Here is a 19,040-nt window from a genome sequence, read left to right on the forward strand (position 1 = left end):
CGGAGTCCTCGGACCTCCTAGGGAGCCAGGCTGGAGTCGAGGGAGGAGACCGACTTGAGGGCGCGAGACTCCCCCCGCGCCGTCTTCTCGTCTTCCGACCTCGGTCCAATCACCGCGTTCACGGCCGCGAGCAACTCCACGTCGTGGTAGGGACGGGCACACCGCGCCGAGTCTGGTTGGGCCCAGGCGGGCCGGGAGGCCCCGGCGAGCACGATGGGGATGGGCCGGGCACGCGGCAGCTCCGCGAACGCCGCCAGGAAGATACCCAGGTGGGTGGGAGGCGCACCCGACGACAGCAGCACCAGATCCACCGGCTGGGAGGACGCCCGGCGCAGCGCCTCCACGCCGTCATGGGCGGTGAGCACCTCGAAGCCCTCGGCGCACAACACCCGCGCGGCCACTGCTTCCTGGCTCGGATCCTCGTCGAGTAGCAGGACGCGGCGCGGCATGCGCCGCACCTCGCTCACGGGCATGGGAGGCAGATTCAAGGTGAAGGTGGACCCCGCTCCCTCCTCGCTCGTCATGGACATGGAGCCTCCGTGCAGCCGGGCGATGGAGTCACTGATGAAGAGCCCCAGGCCCAGTCCCCCGAAATGGCGGTGGGAGGAGTTCGCCGCCCGGTAGAAGCGCTGGAAGAGGCGCGCCTGGTCGGACGCCGGGACGCCGATGCCCCGGTCCCTCACATGGATGCCGGCCTGGCCCGCTCGGACTTCCACTTCCACGCAGATGGGCTCGCCCACGGGACTGTACTTGTGCGCGTTCTCCAGCAGGTTGACGAGCACCTGCTCCAGCCGATCCCGATCTCCCCTCACCCAGATGCGCTCGCGCGGCACGACCAGGGAGAAGGGGCGCTCGAAGGCGTGGCGGAACTGGTCCACCACCTCGGCCACCAGATGGCCCACCTCCAACGGAGCGGGGTGCAACGACAGCCGGCCCAGCTCCAGCCGCGACACGTCCAGCAGATCGTTCACCAGCCCCGCGAGCCGCTCCACCTGGCGCTTGGACTTGATGACGCTGGAGAGCTCCACCGGCTGGCCCTGGGCGAGCCGCCGCTCCATGGAGTAGAGCGTGAGCTTGAGCGGCGTCAGGGGCGTCTTGAGCTCGTGCGAGGCGATGGACATGAACTCCTCGCGCACCCGCAGGGCCGCCTGGGCCTCGCGCAACAGGCGCGCGTTCTGCACCGCCACCGCCACCTGCCCCGCCGCGGCGCTCCACAGGTCCAGCTCGCGCATGGAGAAGGAGGGGCCCTGCTCCTTGTAGAGCACGAGCAGGCCCAACGCCCGCTTCTGGGACAGCAGCGGCACCGCGGCGTAGAGGGAGCCCGCGCCCTCGCCCGGTCCGCGCCGCACGCCGATCTGCGGCTGCCGGGTGGCGAGCGCCACCGCGAAGGAATCGCTATGGATTTCGGGGGTGTCCTCCCCGGCGGCCCCCATGGACAGGTCGGACACGGCCACGCGGCGCGGAGGCTGCCCCTCCTCGGTGAGGTAGACCTCGGCGCGGCGCACCTGGGCACAGCGCACCACCGCCACCACCGCCGCCTTGCACACGCTGTCCACGTCCAGCGTCTCGCTCACCTCGCGGGCGATCTCCTGCAGGGCCTGGGCGAACGTCACCTCGTCATCGGTGCCAGAAGGCTCGAAGAGCAGCCAGGTCCCCGGCGCGCCACCGGACCGGCACGGACGCGCATGGACGCGGGCCCGACGATGGCCCGAGGTGAGGACGTGCCCCGAGTAACCCTGACCCTCGCGCAGGGCCCGTTCCAGACAATCCCGCCCCCACCCCGCCTCCAAGCGGGCGAGGACCGGCTCGCCCACCCGGACGGACAGGTCCGTCTTGAGGGTGAAATCCGGGTCCACCCACTCCACACACAAGTCCGCGCCAAGCCGCATCACCCCGTGGGGGACGCACGCGAGCATGTCCTGGAAGTCGGATGGCAGCATGAGAGAACTGCCCCAGCAATTACGCCCCGTTCCGCGCGCCGACAAGGAGGTTGGAACACCCCGCGTCATCTCGGCCCCGGTGGCGTTGAAGGGCGGACAGCCAGGGCAGCTCTCGCGAGAACGAGCGTTCACCATTGGGGACTGCAATCCCCGAGGTGTGTGTTAGACGACACCCCGATATGGCCTCCCAACCCTCCAAGGACCTGAAGACCTTCGTCAACCCCGCGCCGGATCGCGACTATGAGATCGCCTTCGACGTGCCGGAGTTCACCTGCCTGTGCCCCCTGACGGGCCAGCCCGACTTCGCGCGCTTCCGCATCCGCTATGTCCCGGATGAGCTGTGCGTGGAGCTCAAGAGCCTCAAGCTCTACATGTGGGCGTACCGCGACGAGGGGGCCTTCCACGAGAAGGTGACCAACACGATCGCCGACGACATCGTGCGGGCCATCCAGCCGCGCAAGCTCACCGTGGAGGGTGACTTCTTCGTGCGCGGCGGCATCGGCACCGTGGTCACCGTCACCCACGAGAAGGCGGCCCGGAGCCGCCCGGCGGCGAAGAAGAAGGCCGCCACGCCCGCGCGCCGCAAGTAGCCGCGGCGTCAGCGCACGGTCAGCCGCTGCACGACGTCCATCCAGTATGACTGGGTGGAGAGCAGTCCGGCACCCAGGCCCCCGGCGGCGATCAGCCCGGCCGCGAGCCAACGCGTCCAGGGCCTCGCCGGTGGCCGCGCCTTCGCGAGCCCTCCGGCCACGGCCAGCTCCTCCTGGGTGAGGTGGGCGAGGGCCTCGCTCTCGGTGAGCTTCTCGCGCTGGCGCAGGAAGCCCACGAGGAACGCCTCGCAGGACATGCCCATGCGCTGGGACAGGAAGGACTCCAGCTCGCGCCGCATGGAGGCGGCGTTGGGGAAGCGGTCCTCGGGCCGCACGTTCAAGGCGCGCTTGACGATGTCCGCGAGCGGCCGGGGCACCTGGGGCGCCACCTTGTGCAGCGGCTTGTAGTCGCCCTCGCGGATGCGCGCGAACACCTCGCCCGCGCTGCGGCCCTGGAAGGGGCGCGTTCCCGTCAGCGACTCGTAGAGCAACACCCCGAGCGCGAACAGGTCCGTGCGTCCGTCCACGGGCGCGCCCGTCACCTGCTCGGGCGCCATGTACGAGGGCGTCCCCACCGCCATGCCCTGCGCGGTGAGCGTCTCCAGCGTCGAGTCCTTGGCCACGCCGAAGTCCATCAGCTTCACGTCCCCCGCCTTGGTGATCATCACGTTGGCGGGCTTGAGGTCGCGGTGGACGATGCGGCGGAAGTGGGCATGCTCCAACGCGTCCGCGACACGGGCCCCCACGGAGGCGACCACCTCGGGCGGCAGGGGCCCTTCCTTGAGGAGCTCGTGCAGCGTGGGGCCATCCACGTACTCCATCACCATGAAGAGGACGTCGTTCTTCTCCACCAGGTCGTACAAGGTGACGATGTTCTGGTGACGGAAGGCCGCGAGCGCGAGCGCTTCCCGGCGGAAGCGCGACACGGACTCCTTGTCCCGCAGGGGATCCGCGAGCATCTCCTTGATGGCCACCTCGCGCTGCAGCATTTCGTGGAGGCCCCGGTACACCTGGGCCATGCCTCCGCGGCCCAGCTCTCCGAGCACGCGGTAGGCACCTATCTTGCGATGTTTGACGACGGGCTTGTCGGTGGATGGCACGCCCGCGAGGCTAGCGATTCACCTGCGGCGCGTCGACCCGGCTGGAAGCGAGACAGTCTCGCGGTAGAAGTTGGCATCCACCGCACGTCCATGCCCGGTCCGCGCGCGTGAGGTAGAGTGCGCCCCTCATGAAACACCGCAGCGCCTTGCTCCTGTCCGCCGTGATGTGCCTGCTCCCTGGCTGCTTCATCCGCCACGACACCGTCTACGTCCCCGTGGAGAAGGAGAAGAAACACCGGAAACACGCCGAGTGTCACCCCAGCGAGTACTGGGACGGCCAGCACTGTCGGCACAAGGGCAAGGGCCACGGCGCGCGCAAGCACGACCACTGAGGGAGCCTCACGTCAGCATCACCGGGCCCACGAAGCGGGCCACGGCGTCGAGCAGATGCTCGAGCCGGAAGGGCTTCTTGAGGAAGAACTGCCAGTGGCCGGGCTGGACGCCCCGGGGCTCGGCCTCGCTCATGAGGACGACCGGCACGGAGTCCAGTCCCGGCGTCTTGCGCATCACGTCCAGGACCTGCAGTCCGGAGAAGATGGGCAGCATCACGTCCATGAGGACGAGATCCGGCCGGAACTCGCTCAGGCGCTGGAGCGCTTCACGCCCGGTGCCACAGACGAACACCTCATGGCCCTCGTCGCGCAGCACGTCCGCCACGATCTGCTGCACGTCGAACTCGTCCTCCACGACCAGGATGGTGCTCACCGGCCGCCTCCATCTTTCTTGCCGCCGCGCCGGCGCTTCGCCGGCTTCTTCTTCGCCGTCTTCTTCGCTGTCTCACGAAGCAGCGGCCGCGCCTCCTCGCGTATACGCCCCGTCCCACTGAGAATGGACTCCGCGGAGCGGAAGGAGTCGGCCACGTCGATGCCGCCGCGGGAGATGCGGAACTCGCGCAGCGAGGTGTCGTAGTGGCTCTCGCGCATCTTCATGATGGAGAGCAACCGGTAGATCTGCGAGCGCATCTCCACGTAGCGCAGCAGCAGCACGGTCTCCACCACGTTGGCCAGCTCGGGCGTGGGCAGGTTCAGCTGGGGCTGGAAGAGCTCCAGCTCGTCCGTCATGACGGTGGTGACGTCCAGGGAACGCAATTGATTGGTCAGCGCCGACAGGAAGCGGGGCATGCGGTCCGGGTACACCGCCGCAGCGCGGAAGCCCTCGGCCCCGTCGATGAACAGGCGCCGCCGCTCCCGGCGTGTCTCCGCCCGGAGGGTCTCCAACAGCTGCTCGGCCAGCGAGTCCATGAAGTGCTCGAGTGGAGGCTGCCATACCAACTGGATGGTGCCATCGCGCACGTAGCGCTCCAGCGGAAGACCCACGTCCTCGGCCTTCTCGATGAGGCGGGGAGGCGGCTCGTAGAATCCGAAATACGTGCCTTTCTGACCCTGACGCGCCCCCTCCAGCAGGAATGACAGTCCCAGCAGCGTCTTGCCCGTTCCCGGCGCGCCCAGGAGCGCGGTGGTGGAACCCGAGGGCAGCCCACCGCTGAGCATCTCGTCCAGCCGCGGCAGCCCGAACGCCATGCGCGTGCGCTGCTCGTGAGCGAACTCCCCGGGGTGGGCGAACTGGACTTCCGTCCGGGGATGGACGGACACCCCCTCGGAGGAAATCTCCACCTCGTGACGGCCCCGGAGGTAGTCACCGCCGCGGAACTTGTGCACCGTCAACTCACGCACCGCCCGCGGGCCAATGAGCTGGTCCGACAACTCCAGCACCCCATCCACCAGGGTGTGCTCCACGTGCGTGCGCTCGCGCATGTTGGAGATGAGCAGCGTCGTGCAGCCCAGCAGACTCGCGAGCGCCTGGAGCGAATGGATGAATTCGCCATAGGCCTGCCGCGTGGAAGAGAACTGCTCCGCGCTCTCCATTCCGTCGACGATGAAGACCGTGGCCCGGCGCTCGCGCAGCGTGGTGCGGATGAGTTCCAGGAGTCCTGAGAACCCCTCGTCCCGCACCTTCTGATAGCCACTGATGTAATAGATCTTCTCGGGGACGTCCCCCAACCGGAAGAAGCTCATCCCCTCGAGGTGCCGCAACATCTTCCCGTGCGACTCGATGAGCAGGGTCATGTAGACACACCGCCCGCCGCTCTTCTCGATGTGGTTGAAGCACAGCTGGTTGGCCAGGATGGTCTTGCCACTGCCCGGAGGCCCCATCAGCGCGTAGGTGCCCCCCTGCTTCAATCCACCCTGGAGGATGAAGTCGAGCCGCGGGATGCCGCTCTGGACACGTTCATCACGAGCGGGTTGCCCCGAACCACCTGTCGCCGACTCACTCATTCGCCCATTTCCTCGGAATCCCGGGTCCACTCAGCACACTACTCCGGGTCTGCCACGAACGAGGGAAATGCCAAATCCTCGTGAACTCCGCGACCCTCGCAACAACTCCACTTGCTCCATTTTGGTGCACGTGGAAAATCAAACAATCTAATAGTCAAGAATTTGGTGTCTCCCCCAGCCGGGAGTACAAGGTCCGCCAGTCCGACGAGGGTGATCCATGGCCAAGGCGCAAGCGAAACAACCCTTTGAATTGCCCGACTTCTATGTCCCTTGGCCAGCGCGCCTGAACCCCAACCTCGAGGGGGCCCGGACGCACTCCAAGGCCTGGGCGCGTCAAATGGGAATCATCGACCCGCCCCAGGAAGAGGCCGAGCCCAAGATCTGGGATGAGGCGAAGTTCGATGCCATGGACTACGCCCTGCTCTGTGCGTACACCCATCCCGAGGCGCCGGGCCCGGAACTCGACCTGATAACAGACTGGTATGTCTGGGTTTTCTACTTCGATGATCACTTCCTCGAGGTCTACAAGCGCTCCCGGGATCTCGCGGGCGCGAAGAAGTACCTCGACCGGTTGCCCTTGTTCATGCCGGTCGATCTCTCCCCCCCGCCGGAGCCCACCAACGCGGTGGAGCGTGGACTGATCGATCTGTGGGCGCGCACCGTGCCCACCAAGTCCATGGAATGGCGGCGCCGGTTCTTCGACAGCACCAAGGCGCTGCTCGAGGAGTCGAACTGGGAGCTGTCCAATATCAACGAGCGCCGGGTCTCCAATCCAATCGAATACATCGAGATGCGCCGCAAGGTGGGCGGAGCGCCCTGGTCGGCGGATCTCGTGGAGCACGCCGTCTTCGCCGAGGTGCCGGCCCGGATCGCCGCCTCCCGGCCGATGCGCGTCCTCAAGGACACGTTCTCGGATGGCGTGCACCTGCGCAACGACCTGTTCTCCTACGAGCGCGAGATCCTGGAAGAGGGGGAACTCTCCAACTGCGTCCTGGTGATGGAGCGTTTCCTGGACATCGATCCACAACGCGCCGCCAACCTGACCAATGACATCCTGACGTCCCGGCTCCAGCAGTTCGAGAACACCGCCGTGACCGAGCTGCCGTCCCTCTTCGCGGAGCACGGCCTGAGCCCGGTGGAGCAGGCGAACGTCCTCGTCTACATCCGGGGACTCCAGGACTGGCAGTCCGGTGGTCACGAGTGGCACATGCGCTCGAGCCGCTACATGAACCGCGGAGGCTCCGGAGCCTCGGAGTCCGTGTCCCTCGGCCCCACCGGGCTGGGAACCTCGGCGGCGCGCCTGCACTTGTCCCCCGGCTCCCTGGGGTTGATCCGGCTCAAGAGCTTCTCCCACGTGCCCTACAAGGCCGTGGGCCCGGTGAAGCTGCCGAAGTTCTACATGCCCTACAAGACGTGGGTGAACGCCAACCTGGATGCCGCGCGGCGCAACTCCAAGGAATGGGCACGTCGCATGGGCATGCTGGAGACCCTGCCCGGCATCCCTGGCGCCTACATCTGGGATGACCACAAGTTCGACGTGGCCGACGTGGCGCTGTGCGGTGCCATGATCCACCCCAACGCCTCCGGGCCCGAGCTGGACCTGACGGCCGGCTGGCTCGTGTGGGGTACCTACGCCGACGACTACTTCCCGACGTTCTATGGGCATACCCGAGACATGGTGGGCGCGAAGGTCTTCAACGCCCGGCTGTCGGCGTTCATGCCGGATGACCCCTCCACCCTGACCACGGTCCCCACCAACCCGGTGGAGCGCGGTCTGGCCGATCTCTGGGCTCGCACCGCCGGCCCCATGCCCCCGAGCGCGCGCAATCATTTCCGCTGGGCCATCCAGGAGATGACCGCGAGCTGGTTGTGGGAGCTCGCCAACCAGACGCAGAACCGCATCCCGGATCCGGTCGACTACGTGGAGATGCGCCGGAAGACGTTTGGCTCGGATCTCACGATGAGCCTTTGTCGGCTGGCCCACGCCCACGGACTCCCGGCCAAGCTGCTCCGCTCCCGGGTCATGCGCAGCCTCGAGGACTCCGCCGCCGACTACGCGTGCTTGACCAACGACGTCTTCTCCTATCAGAAAGAGATTGAATTCGAGGGCGAGCTCAACAACGGCGTGTTGGTCGTCCAGCGCTTCCTCGATCTGGAGAAGGCCGAGGCCATCGAGGTCGTCAACAACCTGATGTCCGCGCGGATGCGCCAGTTCGAGCACATCATCGCCCTGGAATTGCCCATCCTCGTCGAGGACTTCGGCCTGGACGACAAGGACCGGGAGAAGTTGCACAAGTACGTCGAGCAGCTCCAGCAATGGATGGCCGGCGTGCTCCGGTGGCATCAGACGGTGGACCGCTACAAGGAATTCGAGTTGCGAGCTTCCCAGAAGCTCCCGCTGGCCCCCCGGGGCGCCACGGGACTGGGCACCTCCGCCGCACGCATCGCGTCGCTGTTCGGCAAATAGCCAGGCTTCGATAACCAAGAACCAGAACGTTTTCTTCTGCCTGAAGGGAAGAGGTAAGTCATGACGAGTCCAGTGGGGAAGCCGGGTGATGAGAAGAGCCAGTTGAGCCTCGGAACGGCGGCGGCACGCCAGCTGACGACGACGACCAAGTCGCAGCCCCAGATGCAGGGAATTTCTTCCCGCTGGCTGCTCAAGCTGCTGCCCTGGGTGCAGGTCTCCGGTGGCACCTTCCGCCTCAACCGCCGCCTGAGCTACACCCTCGGCGACGGCCGGGTGTCCTTCGTCAACACCGGCGCGAAGGTCCAGGTCATTCCCCAGGAGCTCACCGAGCTGCCGCTGCTGCGCGGCTTCGATGACGTCGAGGCGTTGACCGCCCTGGCCAACCGCTTCGAGCAGAAGGAGTACAAGCCCGGGGAGATCATCACCGAGGCCGGCAAGGAGGCCGATTCGATCTGCCTGATCGCCCACGGCAAGGTGGAGAAGATCGGCAAGGGCAAGTACGGCGACGAGTCCGTGATCGGCTTCCTGGCGGACGGCGACCACTACAGCTACGAGGTGCTGCTCGAGTCGCAGGACTACTGGCAGTACACGGTCAAGGCCGTCACGTACTGCACCGTGCTGATCCTCCAGCAGTCCTCGTTCGAGTCCGTGGTGGCCTTGTCGCCGTCGCTCCAGAAGCACGTCGAGCAGTTCAAGGCCCGCAGGCACAAGAAGACGGATGGGACGGGCGAGGCCGCCATCGAGCTGTCCGCGGGCCACCATGGCGAGCCCGTGCTGCCGGGCACCTACGTGGATTACGAGACGTCGCCTCGTGAGTACGAGCTGGCCGTGGCCCAGACCGTGCTCCAGATCCACACCCGCGTCGCCGACCTGTTCAACGACCCGATGAACCAGACCCAGGAGCAGTTGCGTCTGACCGTCGAGGCGTTGAAGGAGCGCAAGGAGCACGAGCTCATCAACAACCGCGAGTTCGGCCTGCTGCACAACGCGGATCTCAAGCAGCGCATCCACACGCGCAGCGGACCGCCGACCCCCGATGACATGGACGAGCTGCTGGCCACCGTGTGGAAGGAGCCGTCGTTCTTCCTGGCCCACCCCCGCGCCATCGCCGCGTTCGGGCAGGAGTGCAACCGCCGGGGCATCTACCCGACCAGCGTCGAGATGCATGGCAACATGGTCCCCGCCTGGCGCGGCATCCCCATCGTGTCCTGCAACAAGATTCCCATCAGCGACACGCGCACCAGCTCCATCATCCTGATGCGCGCGGGTGAGAAGAACCAGGGCGTCATCGGCCTGCATCAGGCGGGCATCCCGGACGAGATCGAGCCCAGCTTCAACGTCCGGTTCATGGGCATCAACGAGAAGGCGATCATCTCCTACCTGGTCAGCACCTACTTCTCCACGGCGGTCCTCGTCCCCGACGCGCTCGGCATCCTCGAGAGCGTCGAAATCGGCCGCATGGAATAGGTAGTGCAGTCCGCACGCAGCTCAGACTCAGGGTGAGGGACCCCTCATGGCGAATTCGGTGAACACGGGTAACGGTGGTGTGGTCGAGCAGCAGCAGACGAGCCTGAACACGGCCGCTGCCCGTCAGTTGACGACGACGACCAAGTCGCATCCGCAAATGGAGGGAATCTCTCCGCGCTGGCTGCTGCGGATGCTGCCCTGGGTGGAGGTGCCCGGCGGCGTGTATCGCGTCAACCGCCGCCTGACCTACACGGCGGGTGACGCGCGCCTGAGCTTTGGCAACGTGGGAGCCAAGGTGCAGGTCATTCCCCAGGAGCTGCGCAAGCTGCCGCTGCTGCGCGGCTTCGACGACGAGGACTCCGACTCGGTGATCGACACCCTGGCGAAGCAGTTCGTCCAGAAGGAGTTCAAGGCCGGAGACCTCATCGTCGAGGTGGGCCAGCCCGCCGAGCATGTCATCCTGCTCGCCCATGGCCGGGCCCAGAAGCTGGGCGTGGGCAAGTATGGCGATCCGGTCGTCCTCGACTCGCTGGGCGACGGCGACCACTTCGGAGATCAGGCGGTCGTGGAGTCGGACGACCGCTGGAAGTTCGCGGTCAAGGCGCTCACGCCGTGCACGGTGATGATGCTGCCGCAGCGGATCTTCGAGGTGGTGATCTCCCAGTCTCCCTCCCTGGGCGCTCACGTCGGGCGGTTCAAGGAGCGGCTGAAGAAGCCCCAGGACAAGTCGGGGCAGGCCGCCATCGAGCTGTCCGCCGGCCACCATGGCGAGCCGACGCTGCCGCAGACGTTCGTCGACTACGAGCTCAGGCCACGCGAGTATGAGCTGAGCGTGGCCCAGACCATCCTGCGGGTCCACACCCGTGTCTCGGATCTGTACAACGATCCGATGAACCAGACCCAGGAGCAGCTGCGTCTGACCGTCGAGGCCCTGCGCGAGCGGCAGGAACACGAGTTGATCAACAATCGTGAGTTCGGGCTGTTGCACAACGCCGACCTCAAGCAGCGCGTCATCGCGCGCAGGGGGCCGCCCACGCCGGACGATCTGGACGAGCTGCTGAGCCGGCGCAGGAAGTCGCGCTTCTTCCTGGCCCACCCGCGCACCATCGCCGCGTTCGGTCAGGAGTGCAACCGGCGGGGGGTCTACCCGACCTACGTCGAGGTGGACGGCAACAAGTTCATCGGCTGGCGGGGTGTTCCCCTCCTGCCTTCCGACAAGATCCCCATCGGGAACGACGGCACGACCTCCATCATCGTGATGCGTACCGGGAAGGACGATCAGGGCGTCGTCGGCCTGCACCAGACCGGCATTCCGGATGAGATCTCTCCCGGTCTCTCGGCCCGGCGCATGGACGTCAGCGATAAGGCCATCACCTCCTATCTCGTCAGCACCTACTACTCGGTGGCCCCCCTGGTCCCCGACGCGCTCGGAGTGCTCGAGAACATCCAACTCGGATTCGGGCGCTGACCTCAGCCGGAGACAGGCGGCAGGAGTCCCGCCTTCTCCAGCCGCTCGCGCACACGCGCGGCCAGGTCCATGTGCGCCGTGTTCCCCCGGGAAAAGGGTTCCGGGGTGAGGATGATGAGCGAGCCCCGATCCTCCACGGGCTCCACCCGCACGGATTTCGGAAGGGCCGGCACGCGTCCCCGAGCACGTGAGAAGTACATGAACCAGCCAAGGCAGGCGCCCGTCGGTTCCGCGAGCCTCTTCGAGGCCGGGTCATCTTCGGAGAGGATGACACACCGGTCTGGTTCCCAGGCGCGCACCAGAGCGTTCACCACCTTCTTGAGCACCGGAACGGTGAGCACCCGCCCCGCCGCGGGCTCCTCACGCGGCAGGTGGAGCACACACCCGTTGGCGTAGAAGGGCAGGCCCGAGCCGCAGGTGAAGCTCAGCTGGCCACCCCGCCCCTCCCGCTCCTCTCCGGTCCAGGCGTCGAAGTAGAACGCATCCCGGCCGAGCCGGTACTTCTTGCGCTCGAAGAAGCGCAGGAACGTGTCCTGGGTGGGCTCGAACGGCAGCGTCAGCGCGTTCTTGCGTGAATACGCGTACTCGAACCAGCGGGCATAGGCCGGATCGCATTCCGCCAACGAGGCGAAGAGCAGCCCGGCGCGCCGGGCACACTCCCCAGCGGACTCCTTGCGACCTGCCCAATGTGCTCCCGCCTGGAAACGTTCCATTGGCCATGTCATACGCCATGGGTAACAAAGGCACCATCGGGAAGCGTATCCGGCCGCTCCTCTTCAGGCCTCGGACAGCACCGAAACGTCTGATATTCAAGGACCTTCATGTCAACAGCCGCCCCGCCCCAGACCGTGCTCGCCGCTATCGACGTGGGCACGAACGCCGTCCGCCTGGAGTTGGCCCGGCCCGATGCCGACGGCGCGCTGGAAACCCTCCACCAGGAGCGAGACCCCATCCGCCCGGGAGAGGGCGTCTTCGCCACCGGCTCGATGCCCGAGGAAACGGCGGACCGGCTCCTGTCCACGTTGCGGCGCTACGCGGCCCTGTGCCGCAAGCACAAGGCGCGGGTGCGAGCCGTGGCCACCAGCGCCATGCGCGACGCGAGGAACCAGCAGGAGATCGTCCAGCGGGTACGCGACGAAGCGGGGCTCAACCTGGAGGTGGTCAGCGGCAAGGAGGAGGCACGCCTCATCTGCCTGGGCGTGTTGCACCGCAAGCCCCCCCATGTCCGCTCCCTCCTGGTGGACATCGGCGGCGGCTCCACCGAGGTGGCGCTCGCCACGGGGGAAAGGCCGGACGAGCTGTGGAGTCTGGCGCTCGGGTCGGTGCGGATCACCGAGATGTTCGAGGCCTCCGGCAAGGTGACGCCCAAGCGGTTGCGGCTCATGCGCAGCTACGTGGAGGAGCAGTTGCGCAAGGCCATCCCCGAGCGGCTGCCCAATTCCCCCCGGGTGGCCCTCGGCTCCTCGGGCACCATCAACGCCGTGGTGGGCTTCGCGGCGAGCGAGGGCACCGCGCACGCGTCCCTGCGCCAGCTCACGAGCGCGGTGGACATGCTGTCGGAGATGACGCCCGAGCGGCGGCGCAAGCGCTTCGATCCCCGGCGCGCGGACATCATCGTGGCGGGCGCCACCATCCTCGAACGCGCGGCGCGGCACCTGGGTGTGGAGAGCATCACCGCCGTCAACCGGGGCCTGCGCGATGGGCTGCTCGTGGACCTGCTCTACCGGCAGGACGAGCACCGCGAGGATCACTCGCTGGCGGACGCGGCGGTGGCCATGGGGCGGCGGCTGCTCTTCGACGAGAAGCACGCGCGCCAGGTGGCGAGGTTGGCGCTCACGCTCTTCGACGAACTGGCGGCGCTGCACAACCTGCCCCTGTCGTGCCGACCCTACCTGGAGACAGCGGCGCTGCTGCACGACGTGGGCAATGCCGTCAGCTATGAGCGCCACCACAAACACACCTACTACCTCATCCACAACAGCGACATCCCGGGGCTCGCGGACCATGAGCGCGAACTGGTGGCCCGCGTGGCGCGCTACCACCAGCGAAGTCCCCCCGAGCTCCATCACTCGGGCATGCAGGGGCTGAGCGCCGCCGAGGCACGGCTGGTGCGCAAGCTGGCCACGCTGCTCCGGGTGGCCAATGCCCTGGATGGCGGCCACCATCAGCCCGTGAAGGAACTGCGCGCCACCAACGGCCGCGACACGGTGTCCCTGCACCTCAAGGCCCGTCAACCGGTGGACCTGGAGTTGTGGATGGTGGAGCGGGAAGTGGCCCTCTTCCGCCGGGTCTTCGGCAAACGGCTGGTGCCGCACCTCGGCCGCTAGCCACGCCGCTCGCCCTCCATCAAGGGAGGCAACCCCTTCTGGCCGCGTCCCACCGGCATGCCCACCCCTATGCGGAAGCAGTCCCATGCCCTGGCATGCGCGACCCGGTTTCCCTCAACGCGGAGGAGCGGCAATGAAGGCGGTCGTCTTTCATGGAATTGGAGATATCCGGCTCGACGAGGTCCCCGAGCCCGTCCTTCAGGACGACACGGATGCCATCGTCAAACTGACGGCGAGCGCCATCTGCGGCACGGACCTGCACATGGTGCGCGGCACGATGCCGGGAATGAAGCCGGGCACCATCCTCGGCCACGAGGGCGTGGGCGTCATCGAGGCCCTGGGCAAGGACGTGCGCAACCTGGATATCGGCGACCGGGTCGTCATCTGCTCCACCATCGCGTGCGGGGCGTGCTCGTACTGCCGCGCGGGCTACTACGCGCAATGTGATGTGGCCAATCCCCACGGCAAACGGGCCGGTACGGCGTTCTTCGGGGGTCCGGCGACGACAGGGCCCTTCCACGGATTGCAGGCGGAGAAGGCGCGCGTGCCCTTCGCCCACGTGGGACTGGTGAAGGTTCCCGACGAGGTCGCGGACGAGGAGGCCATCCTCCTGTCGGACATCTTCCCCACGGGCTACTTCGGGGCGGACCTCGCGGAGATCAAGGCGGGAGACACCGTGGCCGTGTTCGGCTGCGGACCCGTGGGCCAGTTCACCATCCTGAGCGCCAGACTGATGAACGCCGGGCGCATCTTCGCCATCGACTGTCACGCGGACCGGCTGGAGGCCGCCCGGAAGCAGGGCGCCGAGGTCATCCATTTCGAGAAGGAGGATCCCGTCGAGACGATCCTCCGGCTGACGGGCGGCATCGGCGTGGATCGGGCCATCGACGCGGTGGGTGTGGACTCCATGCACGCGCACCACGGGCCCGCGGGCAGGGCCGCGAACAAGCAGAAGGCCGAGTTCAAGCGCGAGCAGAAGGAAGCCGCGCCCAAGACGAATCCGGATGGGGACAACTGGGTCCCGGGAGACGCGCCGCTCCAGGCGGTCAACTGGGCGGTGGAGGCCCTGGCCAAGGCGGGCACGCTCTCCATCATCGGCGTGTACCCAGAGCAGATGCAGACGTTCCCCATCGGCAAGGCGATGAACAAGAACCTGTCGCTGCGCATGGGCAACTGCCATCACCGCAAGTACATCCCCCTGCTGCTGGAGCTAGTGCGCACGGGCGCGGTGGAGCCCACGGAGCTGCTGACCCATGTGAAGCCCATCACGAGCGCCATCGAGGCCTACCGCGCCTTCGACACGCGCCAGCCCGGCTGGCTGAAGGTGGAACTCGAGCCCCAGCTGCTCACCTGAGCCGCCCTACCCCGCCGTGCGCCCGTAGTACCAGGCGGTGAGCGCGAGCCGGGGCGCATGCGCGGGCAGCACCTCGTGCTCGATGCGCTCGCTGAGGAACACCACGAGCGAATCGAGCCTCGGCGCCACATCCACCACGCCCTCCTCGGCATGGAGCCGCAGGAGGCCACCGTGGGCGGGCACCCAATCCGGGTTGAGGTAGTAGATGGCGGTGACGCGCCGGTTGGATTGCCCTGGGAAGGCGTCCACATGCCGGGCATAGCGCTCGCCCCCGCCCGGATAGCAGGCGAGCTGCAAATCGAAGCGCCCGAGTCCCAGATAGGCCTCGGCCGACAGCGCCTCACCCAGCACCGAGAACGCCTCGAACAGCCGGCCGAGCGCGGGCTCGCCTTCTCCTGGCTCCACCCAGGTGATGAGATCACCCCGCGTGGCGCGATCCAGGGCGTGATCCGCGCCCCGGCGGATGCCGGCCGGGCGCAACCGCCCCGCGTCCACCCGGGCAAGCGCTTCCGCGTGAATCGCGCGCGCCTCGGCCTGACCGAGGAAGTCCTCGCGGGTGAACCAGCCCCGCTCCCCGAGTGATTGGATTTCTTCGTTTCGCGGCGACACCCGACGCATGGCGCGGCGAACCCTACCCCACTCCGGATAGAATGACGGACCATGGTGCGCCTCCTCCTCCGGGTGTTGCCCGTCCTCCTCGCTCTCGCCATCGGCGCCGTGGGCGCCTTCCTCTGGACACGGCCCACCGCCGAGCCCCTGCCCGAGACCCCGGCGCTCGTCACCCGCGTGCGCGAGGTGGCCCGGTTGGAGACCCTGACGGTCTCTCTCTACAAGAAGGTGGAGTTCTCCCCGGAGCCCCGGAGCACGGACTCGCTCTGGAAGGACGTCATCAACTGGGCGAGCTACAGCCTGAACACCCCCCGCGGCCGCGCCATCGTCTTCGCCGACGTGCACCTGGGCTACGACTTCGGACGGGTGGACGACACCCGGCTGCGCGTCCAGGGCACCCGGGTGGACGTGGTCCTCCCTCCGCTCGAGGTGAAGGTGGAGCTCAAACCCGGGGACACGGAGATCATCGGCTCCAACCTGGACAGCGCGCAGACGACGCTCCTGTTGGAGAAGGCCCGCGAGGCCTTCGAGCGCGAGGTGAAGGGCGATGCCCGCCTGAGGGACCGGGCCCGCGCCTCCGCGGAGAACACGCTGCGCGTGCTGTTCCTCTCGCTGGGCTTCCGCCAGGTGAACGTGGTGGACGTGCTGCCCCCTCGCGCCACCGCGGGGTGAGGGCGTCACACCGCTTCGAGCGTGCCGTCTCCGAGCCGGAACAGGCCCGGGATTCCATCCCCCGCGTGGCCCAGCCCGGCGAGTGACGCCACCGCGGCCGCGTCCGCCTCGCGGCAGATCAGCGCGAACTCCCGCCAGCCCAGGTGGACACGCCAGGGGCCCTCGCCCACCTCGGCCACGAGCCGCCGCCGCTGCCCTTCCGTCAGCAGGCGGGAGCCGTCATACCCATCGCCGCCCGCCACCGCCCACAGTCCGGAGCCCTTCGGGACGAGCACCACCCGCCCCTGCTCCACGCCCACGGGCCGCACGGGCGCGGGAGCGTCCTCCAGGTGGCGCCAGGCCCATGCGTCCACCTGAGCGGGAGACACTCCGGCCGGAGCCAGCGAGGCCTCGGGCAGGTAGCGCACGAAGGCCTCGTCCTCCAGGACGTAGAAGACCTCCAGTCCTCCGCCCGCGGGGCGGTGGAGCGCCCCCACCGCCTGGTGCACGAAGGACGCGGGCCGCAGCACGGGCCGCACCCGGTGCTCCAGCGCCTCCGGCTCGCCAGAGGGAGCCGACAACCCCTGGAGCCGTGCCACGCACTCGCCCACGGCGGCCGCCAGTTCCCGCCCGCCCTCGCGATAGGCGGCATGGAGCGAATCCACCTCCACCCGGCCCACCTCGCCCGAGGCGAGCTTCACCAACAAGTGCCGGCCCTGCCGCCGGCACGCCACTCCAGCGCGGTGCAGCGCGGCCAGCAGCGCGGCGGTGAATTCCGGGCGCGACGCGGGGCTCGGCGTGGGCGGTGGAGGGGCCACCGTCACCGCCTCCAACTCCTCCTTGAGCAATCGCGCCTCGGCGTCGAAGGGGTCGCGCTCCAGCACCTCGGCCACGAGCGCCCGCGCCCGGGCATGCTCGCCCCGCTGGAGCGCCAGCACCCCGAGCACCTTGAGGGCCTCGGGATCTCCCGGGTTGAGGACGAGCGCCTCGCGCAGCGCGGTCTCCGCCTCGCCCGTGCGCTCCAGACCGAGCAGGGCCCGCGCGAGCCCCAGACGCACCTGCACCTCCTGGGGAAAGTCGCGACGCAAGGACTCCAGCAACCCCAGGGCCTCGCGCTCCGCGCCCGCGTTCATCCACGCATGCGCCAGGGCGAGCCGGAGCATGGGCCCGGGCGTGTTCCGGGCGGCCTCGCGCAACCGCTCCAGCTCGGCCGCCTCCAACGGCTCACCCGCCTCCACCTTGCGACGAATCCGCTCCAGCGCCATGAAATCCACGGCCACGCAGTCTACCAGCGGCGAGTCATCCCCACCCGCTCAACCGCGCCGCCTCAACGCCAGGTAATGTCATACTCGCTGGTCAGCGGACCCGTCTGGAGGCCTTCCACATGGAGCCGGCCGGTGTTCATGCGCTCGAGCAAGGACACCAGCAGGCCCTCGTGGAACGAGGCCGGCAGGAAGTCTCGAGCCATGACGAAGCGGCAGTGCTGGGGGCCCAGCCACTGGATCGAGCGCGCACCGGTGAGCGACATCTGATAGGCGGCGGGCAGGTGGTTCATCAGGCGCTTGGCCTCGCCCCGCATCAGCATCAACATGGCGCGGCCCGACTCGGACTCCAGGAAGTCCATGCCCACGCAGTTGCCCAACAACCACAGGGCGTGCTCCGCCTCGCCATGGCGCCGAACCAGTGGGGGCACCGCCGTGGACAGCATCCGCACCAGCACGCTGGCCGGGTAGTTGAAGAAGTCGAAGAAGCTCGCCTGTCCGCACACGGAGGCGCAACGCGCCACCAGGGACTCATCCCCGAGCGCCCGGATGGCGCGAAGTCCGCTCTGCAGGAACAGTCCACGGACCATGTCCTCGGAAGTCGTCAACGCCAACCGGGGCGTCCACGACGACTCCTGCTCCCAGGACGAATCACGCGAGAACAACTCCAACATCTCACTGCCACCAGAAGTCGCATTCACTATCGAGCCCACCTGTCTGACGGCCACTCACTCGCACCGCACGTCCCCCCCACAACTCCAGGGAGGTCTGCATCACGCCTTCATGGAAGGGATAGGGCATGAAATCGCGCCTCGACGTGAAGCGTCCACTTTGTGGCCCCATCCAACGCACCGCGTACTCGCCGAAGCTCACCGCCGTGCGGTAGGCCATGGGGAGCGTGGATTGAAGCTGCCGAGGGCTGAGGGGCTTGAGGGACAACATCACCTTGCCCACCCCGAGCCGCAGGAAGCGATGGGCCACGAGCCGGCCCAATTGACGCAATGCCTCCTCGGAGCCCCCGTACGCATCCGCCAGCGCGGGCAGCGCCGTGGCCACCATCCGGTAGTGCATCCGCACCGGGTAGTTGAAGAAGTCCAGGAAGTAGGGCTCCCCGCTCTCATCCAAACAGTGACGCGCCAACTCCTGGTGGCCCAGCGAGCGCAACACATCGAGCGTGCCATTGAAGAACATGCCTCGCACGGTGTCCTCCCGCGCGGACAGACAGATGCGCCGCTCGAGTTCGCCCTCCCATCCGTCTGCCTTTTCCCATCCGGTTCGCGCGCTGAGACCCACGACCATGACTGCCCCCTTGGTGGCCACCAGTCCGAACGAGGAAGCCGCGAGCGTAGGGCATCCCGCACGGACTGTCAGCAGTGCCACGACTCCCCTCATCTCTTTTTCCCAGACCGGAGGACAGACACGCTCCGTCTGTCCATTCACCTTGTGGGTTTGCACTCCCAGTAGATAGGTCCTACCGGCGCGCTGAAAGCATTCAGTCGTATGGGATTACCCGGATTTCAGCGGAATGG

17 protein-coding genes are annotated in these 19,040 nt (G+C 67.6%); 8 read left to right on the plus strand and 9 right to left on the minus strand.

The window, feature by feature from the left end:
* Window positions 1-17: 17 nt before the first annotated feature.
* Window positions 18-1,940 (minus strand): ATP-binding response regulator, encoded by a 1,923-nt coding sequence (locus tag MEBOL_RS09950; protein ID WP_095977192.1) that lies wholly within the window; start codon window positions 1,938-1,940, stop codon window positions 18-20.
* Window positions 1,941-2,119: 179 nt separating this feature from the next.
* Between MEBOL_RS09950 and queF the strand changes: the two genes are divergently transcribed.
* Window positions 2,120-2,530, plus strand: a complete 411-nt coding sequence (queF, locus tag MEBOL_RS09955) for a preQ(1) synthase (RefSeq protein WP_095977193.1) — start codon at window positions 2,120-2,122, stop codon at window positions 2,528-2,530.
* An 8-nt stretch (window positions 2,531-2,538) separates the two neighbouring features.
* On the opposite strand, the gene MEBOL_RS09960 is transcribed toward queF, so the two are convergent.
* The gene (locus MEBOL_RS09960) at window positions 2,539-3,549 is read right to left on the minus strand and encodes a serine/threonine-protein kinase (RefSeq protein WP_425437640.1); all 1,011 of its coding nucleotides are present in this window, start codon (window positions 3,547-3,549) and stop codon (window positions 2,539-2,541) included.
* A gap of 209 nt (window positions 3,550-3,758) precedes the next feature.
* Here MEBOL_RS09960 and MEBOL_RS09965 point away from each other — a divergent pair, with 209 nt between their 5' ends.
* On the plus strand, window positions 3,759-3,962 hold the full coding sequence (locus MEBOL_RS09965; protein ID WP_095977194.1) for a hypothetical protein: 204 nt from the start codon (window positions 3,759-3,761) through the stop codon (window positions 3,960-3,962).
* A gap of 7 nt (window positions 3,963-3,969) precedes the next feature.
* Here the strand turns inward: MEBOL_RS09965 and MEBOL_RS09970 are convergent, their stop codons facing one another.
* Together MEBOL_RS09970 and MEBOL_RS09975 are read right to left on the minus strand one after the other, a co-directional pair.
* Window positions 3,970-4,335 (minus strand): response regulator, encoded by a 366-nt coding sequence (locus MEBOL_RS09970; protein WP_095977195.1) that lies wholly within the window; start codon window positions 4,333-4,335, stop codon window positions 3,970-3,972.
* Window positions 4,332-5,906: a DUF7125 family protein gene (locus MEBOL_RS09975; RefSeq protein ID WP_095977196.1), complete on the minus strand. Its 1,575-nt coding sequence runs from the start codon at window positions 5,904-5,906 to the stop codon at window positions 4,332-4,334. The genes MEBOL_RS09970 and MEBOL_RS09975 overlap by 4 nt, the downstream gene beginning before the upstream one ends.
* Window positions 5,907-6,123: 217 nt before the next feature.
* On the opposite strand from MEBOL_RS09975, the gene MEBOL_RS09980 reads away from it, so the two are divergent.
* From MEBOL_RS09980 to MEBOL_RS09990, 3 genes are read left to right on the plus strand one after another with little or no spacing between them, the layout of a single operon-like run.
* On the plus strand, window positions 6,124-8,373 hold the full coding sequence (locus MEBOL_RS09980) for a family 2 encapsulin nanocompartment cargo protein terpene cyclase (protein ID WP_095977197.1): 2,250 nt from the start codon (window positions 6,124-6,126) through the stop codon (window positions 8,371-8,373).
* 60 nt (window positions 8,374-8,433) lie between these two features.
* The gene (locus tag MEBOL_RS09985; protein WP_095977198.1) at window positions 8,434-9,840 is read left to right on the plus strand and encodes a family 2B encapsulin nanocompartment shell protein; all 1,407 of its coding nucleotides are present in this window, start codon (window positions 8,434-8,436) and stop codon (window positions 9,838-9,840) included.
* A gap of 46 nt (window positions 9,841-9,886) precedes the next feature.
* A complete protein-coding gene (locus tag MEBOL_RS09990) occupies window positions 9,887-11,308 on the plus strand; it encodes a family 2B encapsulin nanocompartment shell protein (protein WP_095977199.1) in 1,422 nt (473 codons plus the stop codon).
* Between the two features lie 2 nt (window positions 11,309-11,310).
* Here the strand turns inward: MEBOL_RS09990 and MEBOL_RS09995 are convergent, their stop codons facing one another.
* Window positions 11,311-12,021 carry an Imm52 family immunity protein gene (locus MEBOL_RS09995; RefSeq protein WP_157774849.1) on the minus strand — a complete coding sequence of 237 codons (711 nt, stop codon included), beginning with the start codon at window positions 12,019-12,021 and terminating at the stop codon, window positions 11,311-11,313.
* Window positions 12,022-12,129: 108 nt separating this feature from the next.
* Here MEBOL_RS09995 and MEBOL_RS10000 point away from each other — a divergent pair, with 108 nt between their 5' ends.
* Together MEBOL_RS10000 and MEBOL_RS10005 are read left to right on the plus strand one after the other, a co-directional pair.
* Complete coding sequence (locus tag MEBOL_RS10000) at window positions 12,130-13,635, plus strand: Ppx/GppA phosphatase family protein (RefSeq protein WP_095977201.1); 1,506 nt, start codon at window positions 12,130-12,132, stop codon at window positions 13,633-13,635.
* A 133-nt stretch (window positions 13,636-13,768) separates the two neighbouring features.
* On the plus strand, window positions 13,769-14,989 hold the full coding sequence (locus MEBOL_RS10005) for a zinc-dependent alcohol dehydrogenase (RefSeq protein ID WP_095977202.1): 1,221 nt from the start codon (window positions 13,769-13,771) through the stop codon (window positions 14,987-14,989).
* Between the two features lie 6 nt (window positions 14,990-14,995).
* On the opposite strand, the gene MEBOL_RS10010 is transcribed toward MEBOL_RS10005, so the two are convergent.
* Entirely contained in the window at window positions 14,996-15,607 is a 612-nt protein-coding gene (locus MEBOL_RS10010) for a 2OG-Fe(II) oxygenase (RefSeq protein ID WP_179956404.1), read from the minus strand.
* A gap of 42 nt (window positions 15,608-15,649) precedes the next feature.
* Between MEBOL_RS10010 and MEBOL_RS10015 the strand changes: the two genes are divergently transcribed.
* Entirely contained in the window at window positions 15,650-16,270 is a 621-nt protein-coding gene (locus MEBOL_RS10015) for a DUF4230 domain-containing protein (RefSeq protein ID WP_095977203.1), read from the plus strand.
* 5 nt (window positions 16,271-16,275) lie between these two features.
* On the opposite strand, the gene MEBOL_RS10020 is transcribed toward MEBOL_RS10015, so the two are convergent.
* The 3 genes from MEBOL_RS10020 to MEBOL_RS10030 all read right to left on the minus strand — a co-directional run bounded on the left by MEBOL_RS10020 (window position 16,276) and on the right by MEBOL_RS10030 (window position 18,810).
* On the minus strand, window positions 16,276-17,514 hold the full coding sequence (locus MEBOL_RS10020) for a tetratricopeptide repeat protein (protein ID WP_095982691.1): 1,239 nt from the start codon (window positions 17,512-17,514) through the stop codon (window positions 16,276-16,278).
* Between the two features lie 62 nt (window positions 17,515-17,576).
* On the minus strand, window positions 17,577-18,212 hold the full coding sequence (locus tag MEBOL_RS10025; RefSeq protein WP_157774850.1) for a TIGR02265 family protein: 636 nt from the start codon (window positions 18,210-18,212) through the stop codon (window positions 17,577-17,579).
* Window positions 18,187-18,810, minus strand: a complete 624-nt coding sequence (locus MEBOL_RS10030; protein WP_157774852.1) for a TIGR02265 family protein — start codon at window positions 18,808-18,810, stop codon at window positions 18,187-18,189. Before MEBOL_RS10030 ends, MEBOL_RS10025 begins: the two co-directional genes overlap by 26 nt.
* Between the last annotated feature and the right edge of the window lie 230 nt (window positions 18,811-19,040).

Source organism: Melittangium boletus DSM 14713, from assembly GCF_002305855.1.
GTDB lineage: Bacteria > Myxococcota > Myxococcia > Myxococcales > Myxococcaceae > Cystobacter > Cystobacter boletus.

Coding starts and splice junctions, on each gene's coding strand:
- MEBOL_RS09950 (WP_095977192.1), bottom strand. CDS start 1,940: ATGCTGCCATCCGACTTCCAGGACATGCTCGCGTGCGTCCCCCACGGG.
- queF (WP_095977193.1), top strand. CDS start 2,120: ATGGCCTCCCAACCCTCCAAGGACCTGAAGACCTTCGTCAACCCCGCG.
- MEBOL_RS09960 (WP_425437640.1), bottom strand. CDS start 3,549: ATGGCCCAGGTGTACCGGGGCCTCCACGAAATGCTGCAGCGCGAGGTG.
- MEBOL_RS09965 (WP_095977194.1), top strand. CDS start 3,759: ATGAAACACCGCAGCGCCTTGCTCCTGTCCGCCGTGATGTGCCTGCTC.
- MEBOL_RS09975 (WP_095977196.1), bottom strand. CDS start 5,906: ATGAGTGAGTCGGCGACAGGTGGTTCGGGGCAACCCGCTCGTGATGAA.
- MEBOL_RS09980 (WP_095977197.1), top strand. CDS start 6,124: ATGGCCAAGGCGCAAGCGAAACAACCCTTTGAATTGCCCGACTTCTAT.
- MEBOL_RS09985 (WP_095977198.1), top strand. CDS start 8,434: ATGACGAGTCCAGTGGGGAAGCCGGGTGATGAGAAGAGCCAGTTGAGC.
- MEBOL_RS09990 (WP_095977199.1), top strand. CDS start 9,887: ATGGCGAATTCGGTGAACACGGGTAACGGTGGTGTGGTCGAGCAGCAG.
- MEBOL_RS09995 (WP_157774849.1), bottom strand. CDS start 12,021: ATGGAACGTTTCCAGGCGGGAGCACATTGGGCAGGTCGCAAGGAGTCC.
- MEBOL_RS10000 (WP_095977201.1), top strand. CDS start 12,130: ATGTCAACAGCCGCCCCGCCCCAGACCGTGCTCGCCGCTATCGACGTG.
- MEBOL_RS10005 (WP_095977202.1), top strand. CDS start 13,769: ATGAAGGCGGTCGTCTTTCATGGAATTGGAGATATCCGGCTCGACGAG.
- MEBOL_RS10010 (WP_179956404.1), bottom strand. CDS start 15,607: ATGCGTCGGGTGTCGCCGCGAAACGAAGAAATCCAATCACTCGGGGAG.
- MEBOL_RS10015 (WP_095977203.1), top strand. CDS start 15,650: ATGGTGCGCCTCCTCCTCCGGGTGTTGCCCGTCCTCCTCGCTCTCGCC.
- MEBOL_RS10020 (WP_095982691.1), bottom strand. CDS start 17,514: ATGGCGCTGGAGCGGATTCGTCGCAAGGTGGAGGCGGGTGAGCCGTTG.
- MEBOL_RS10030 (WP_157774852.1), bottom strand. CDS start 18,810: ATGGTCGTGGGTCTCAGCGCGCGAACCGGATGGGAAAAGGCAGACGGA.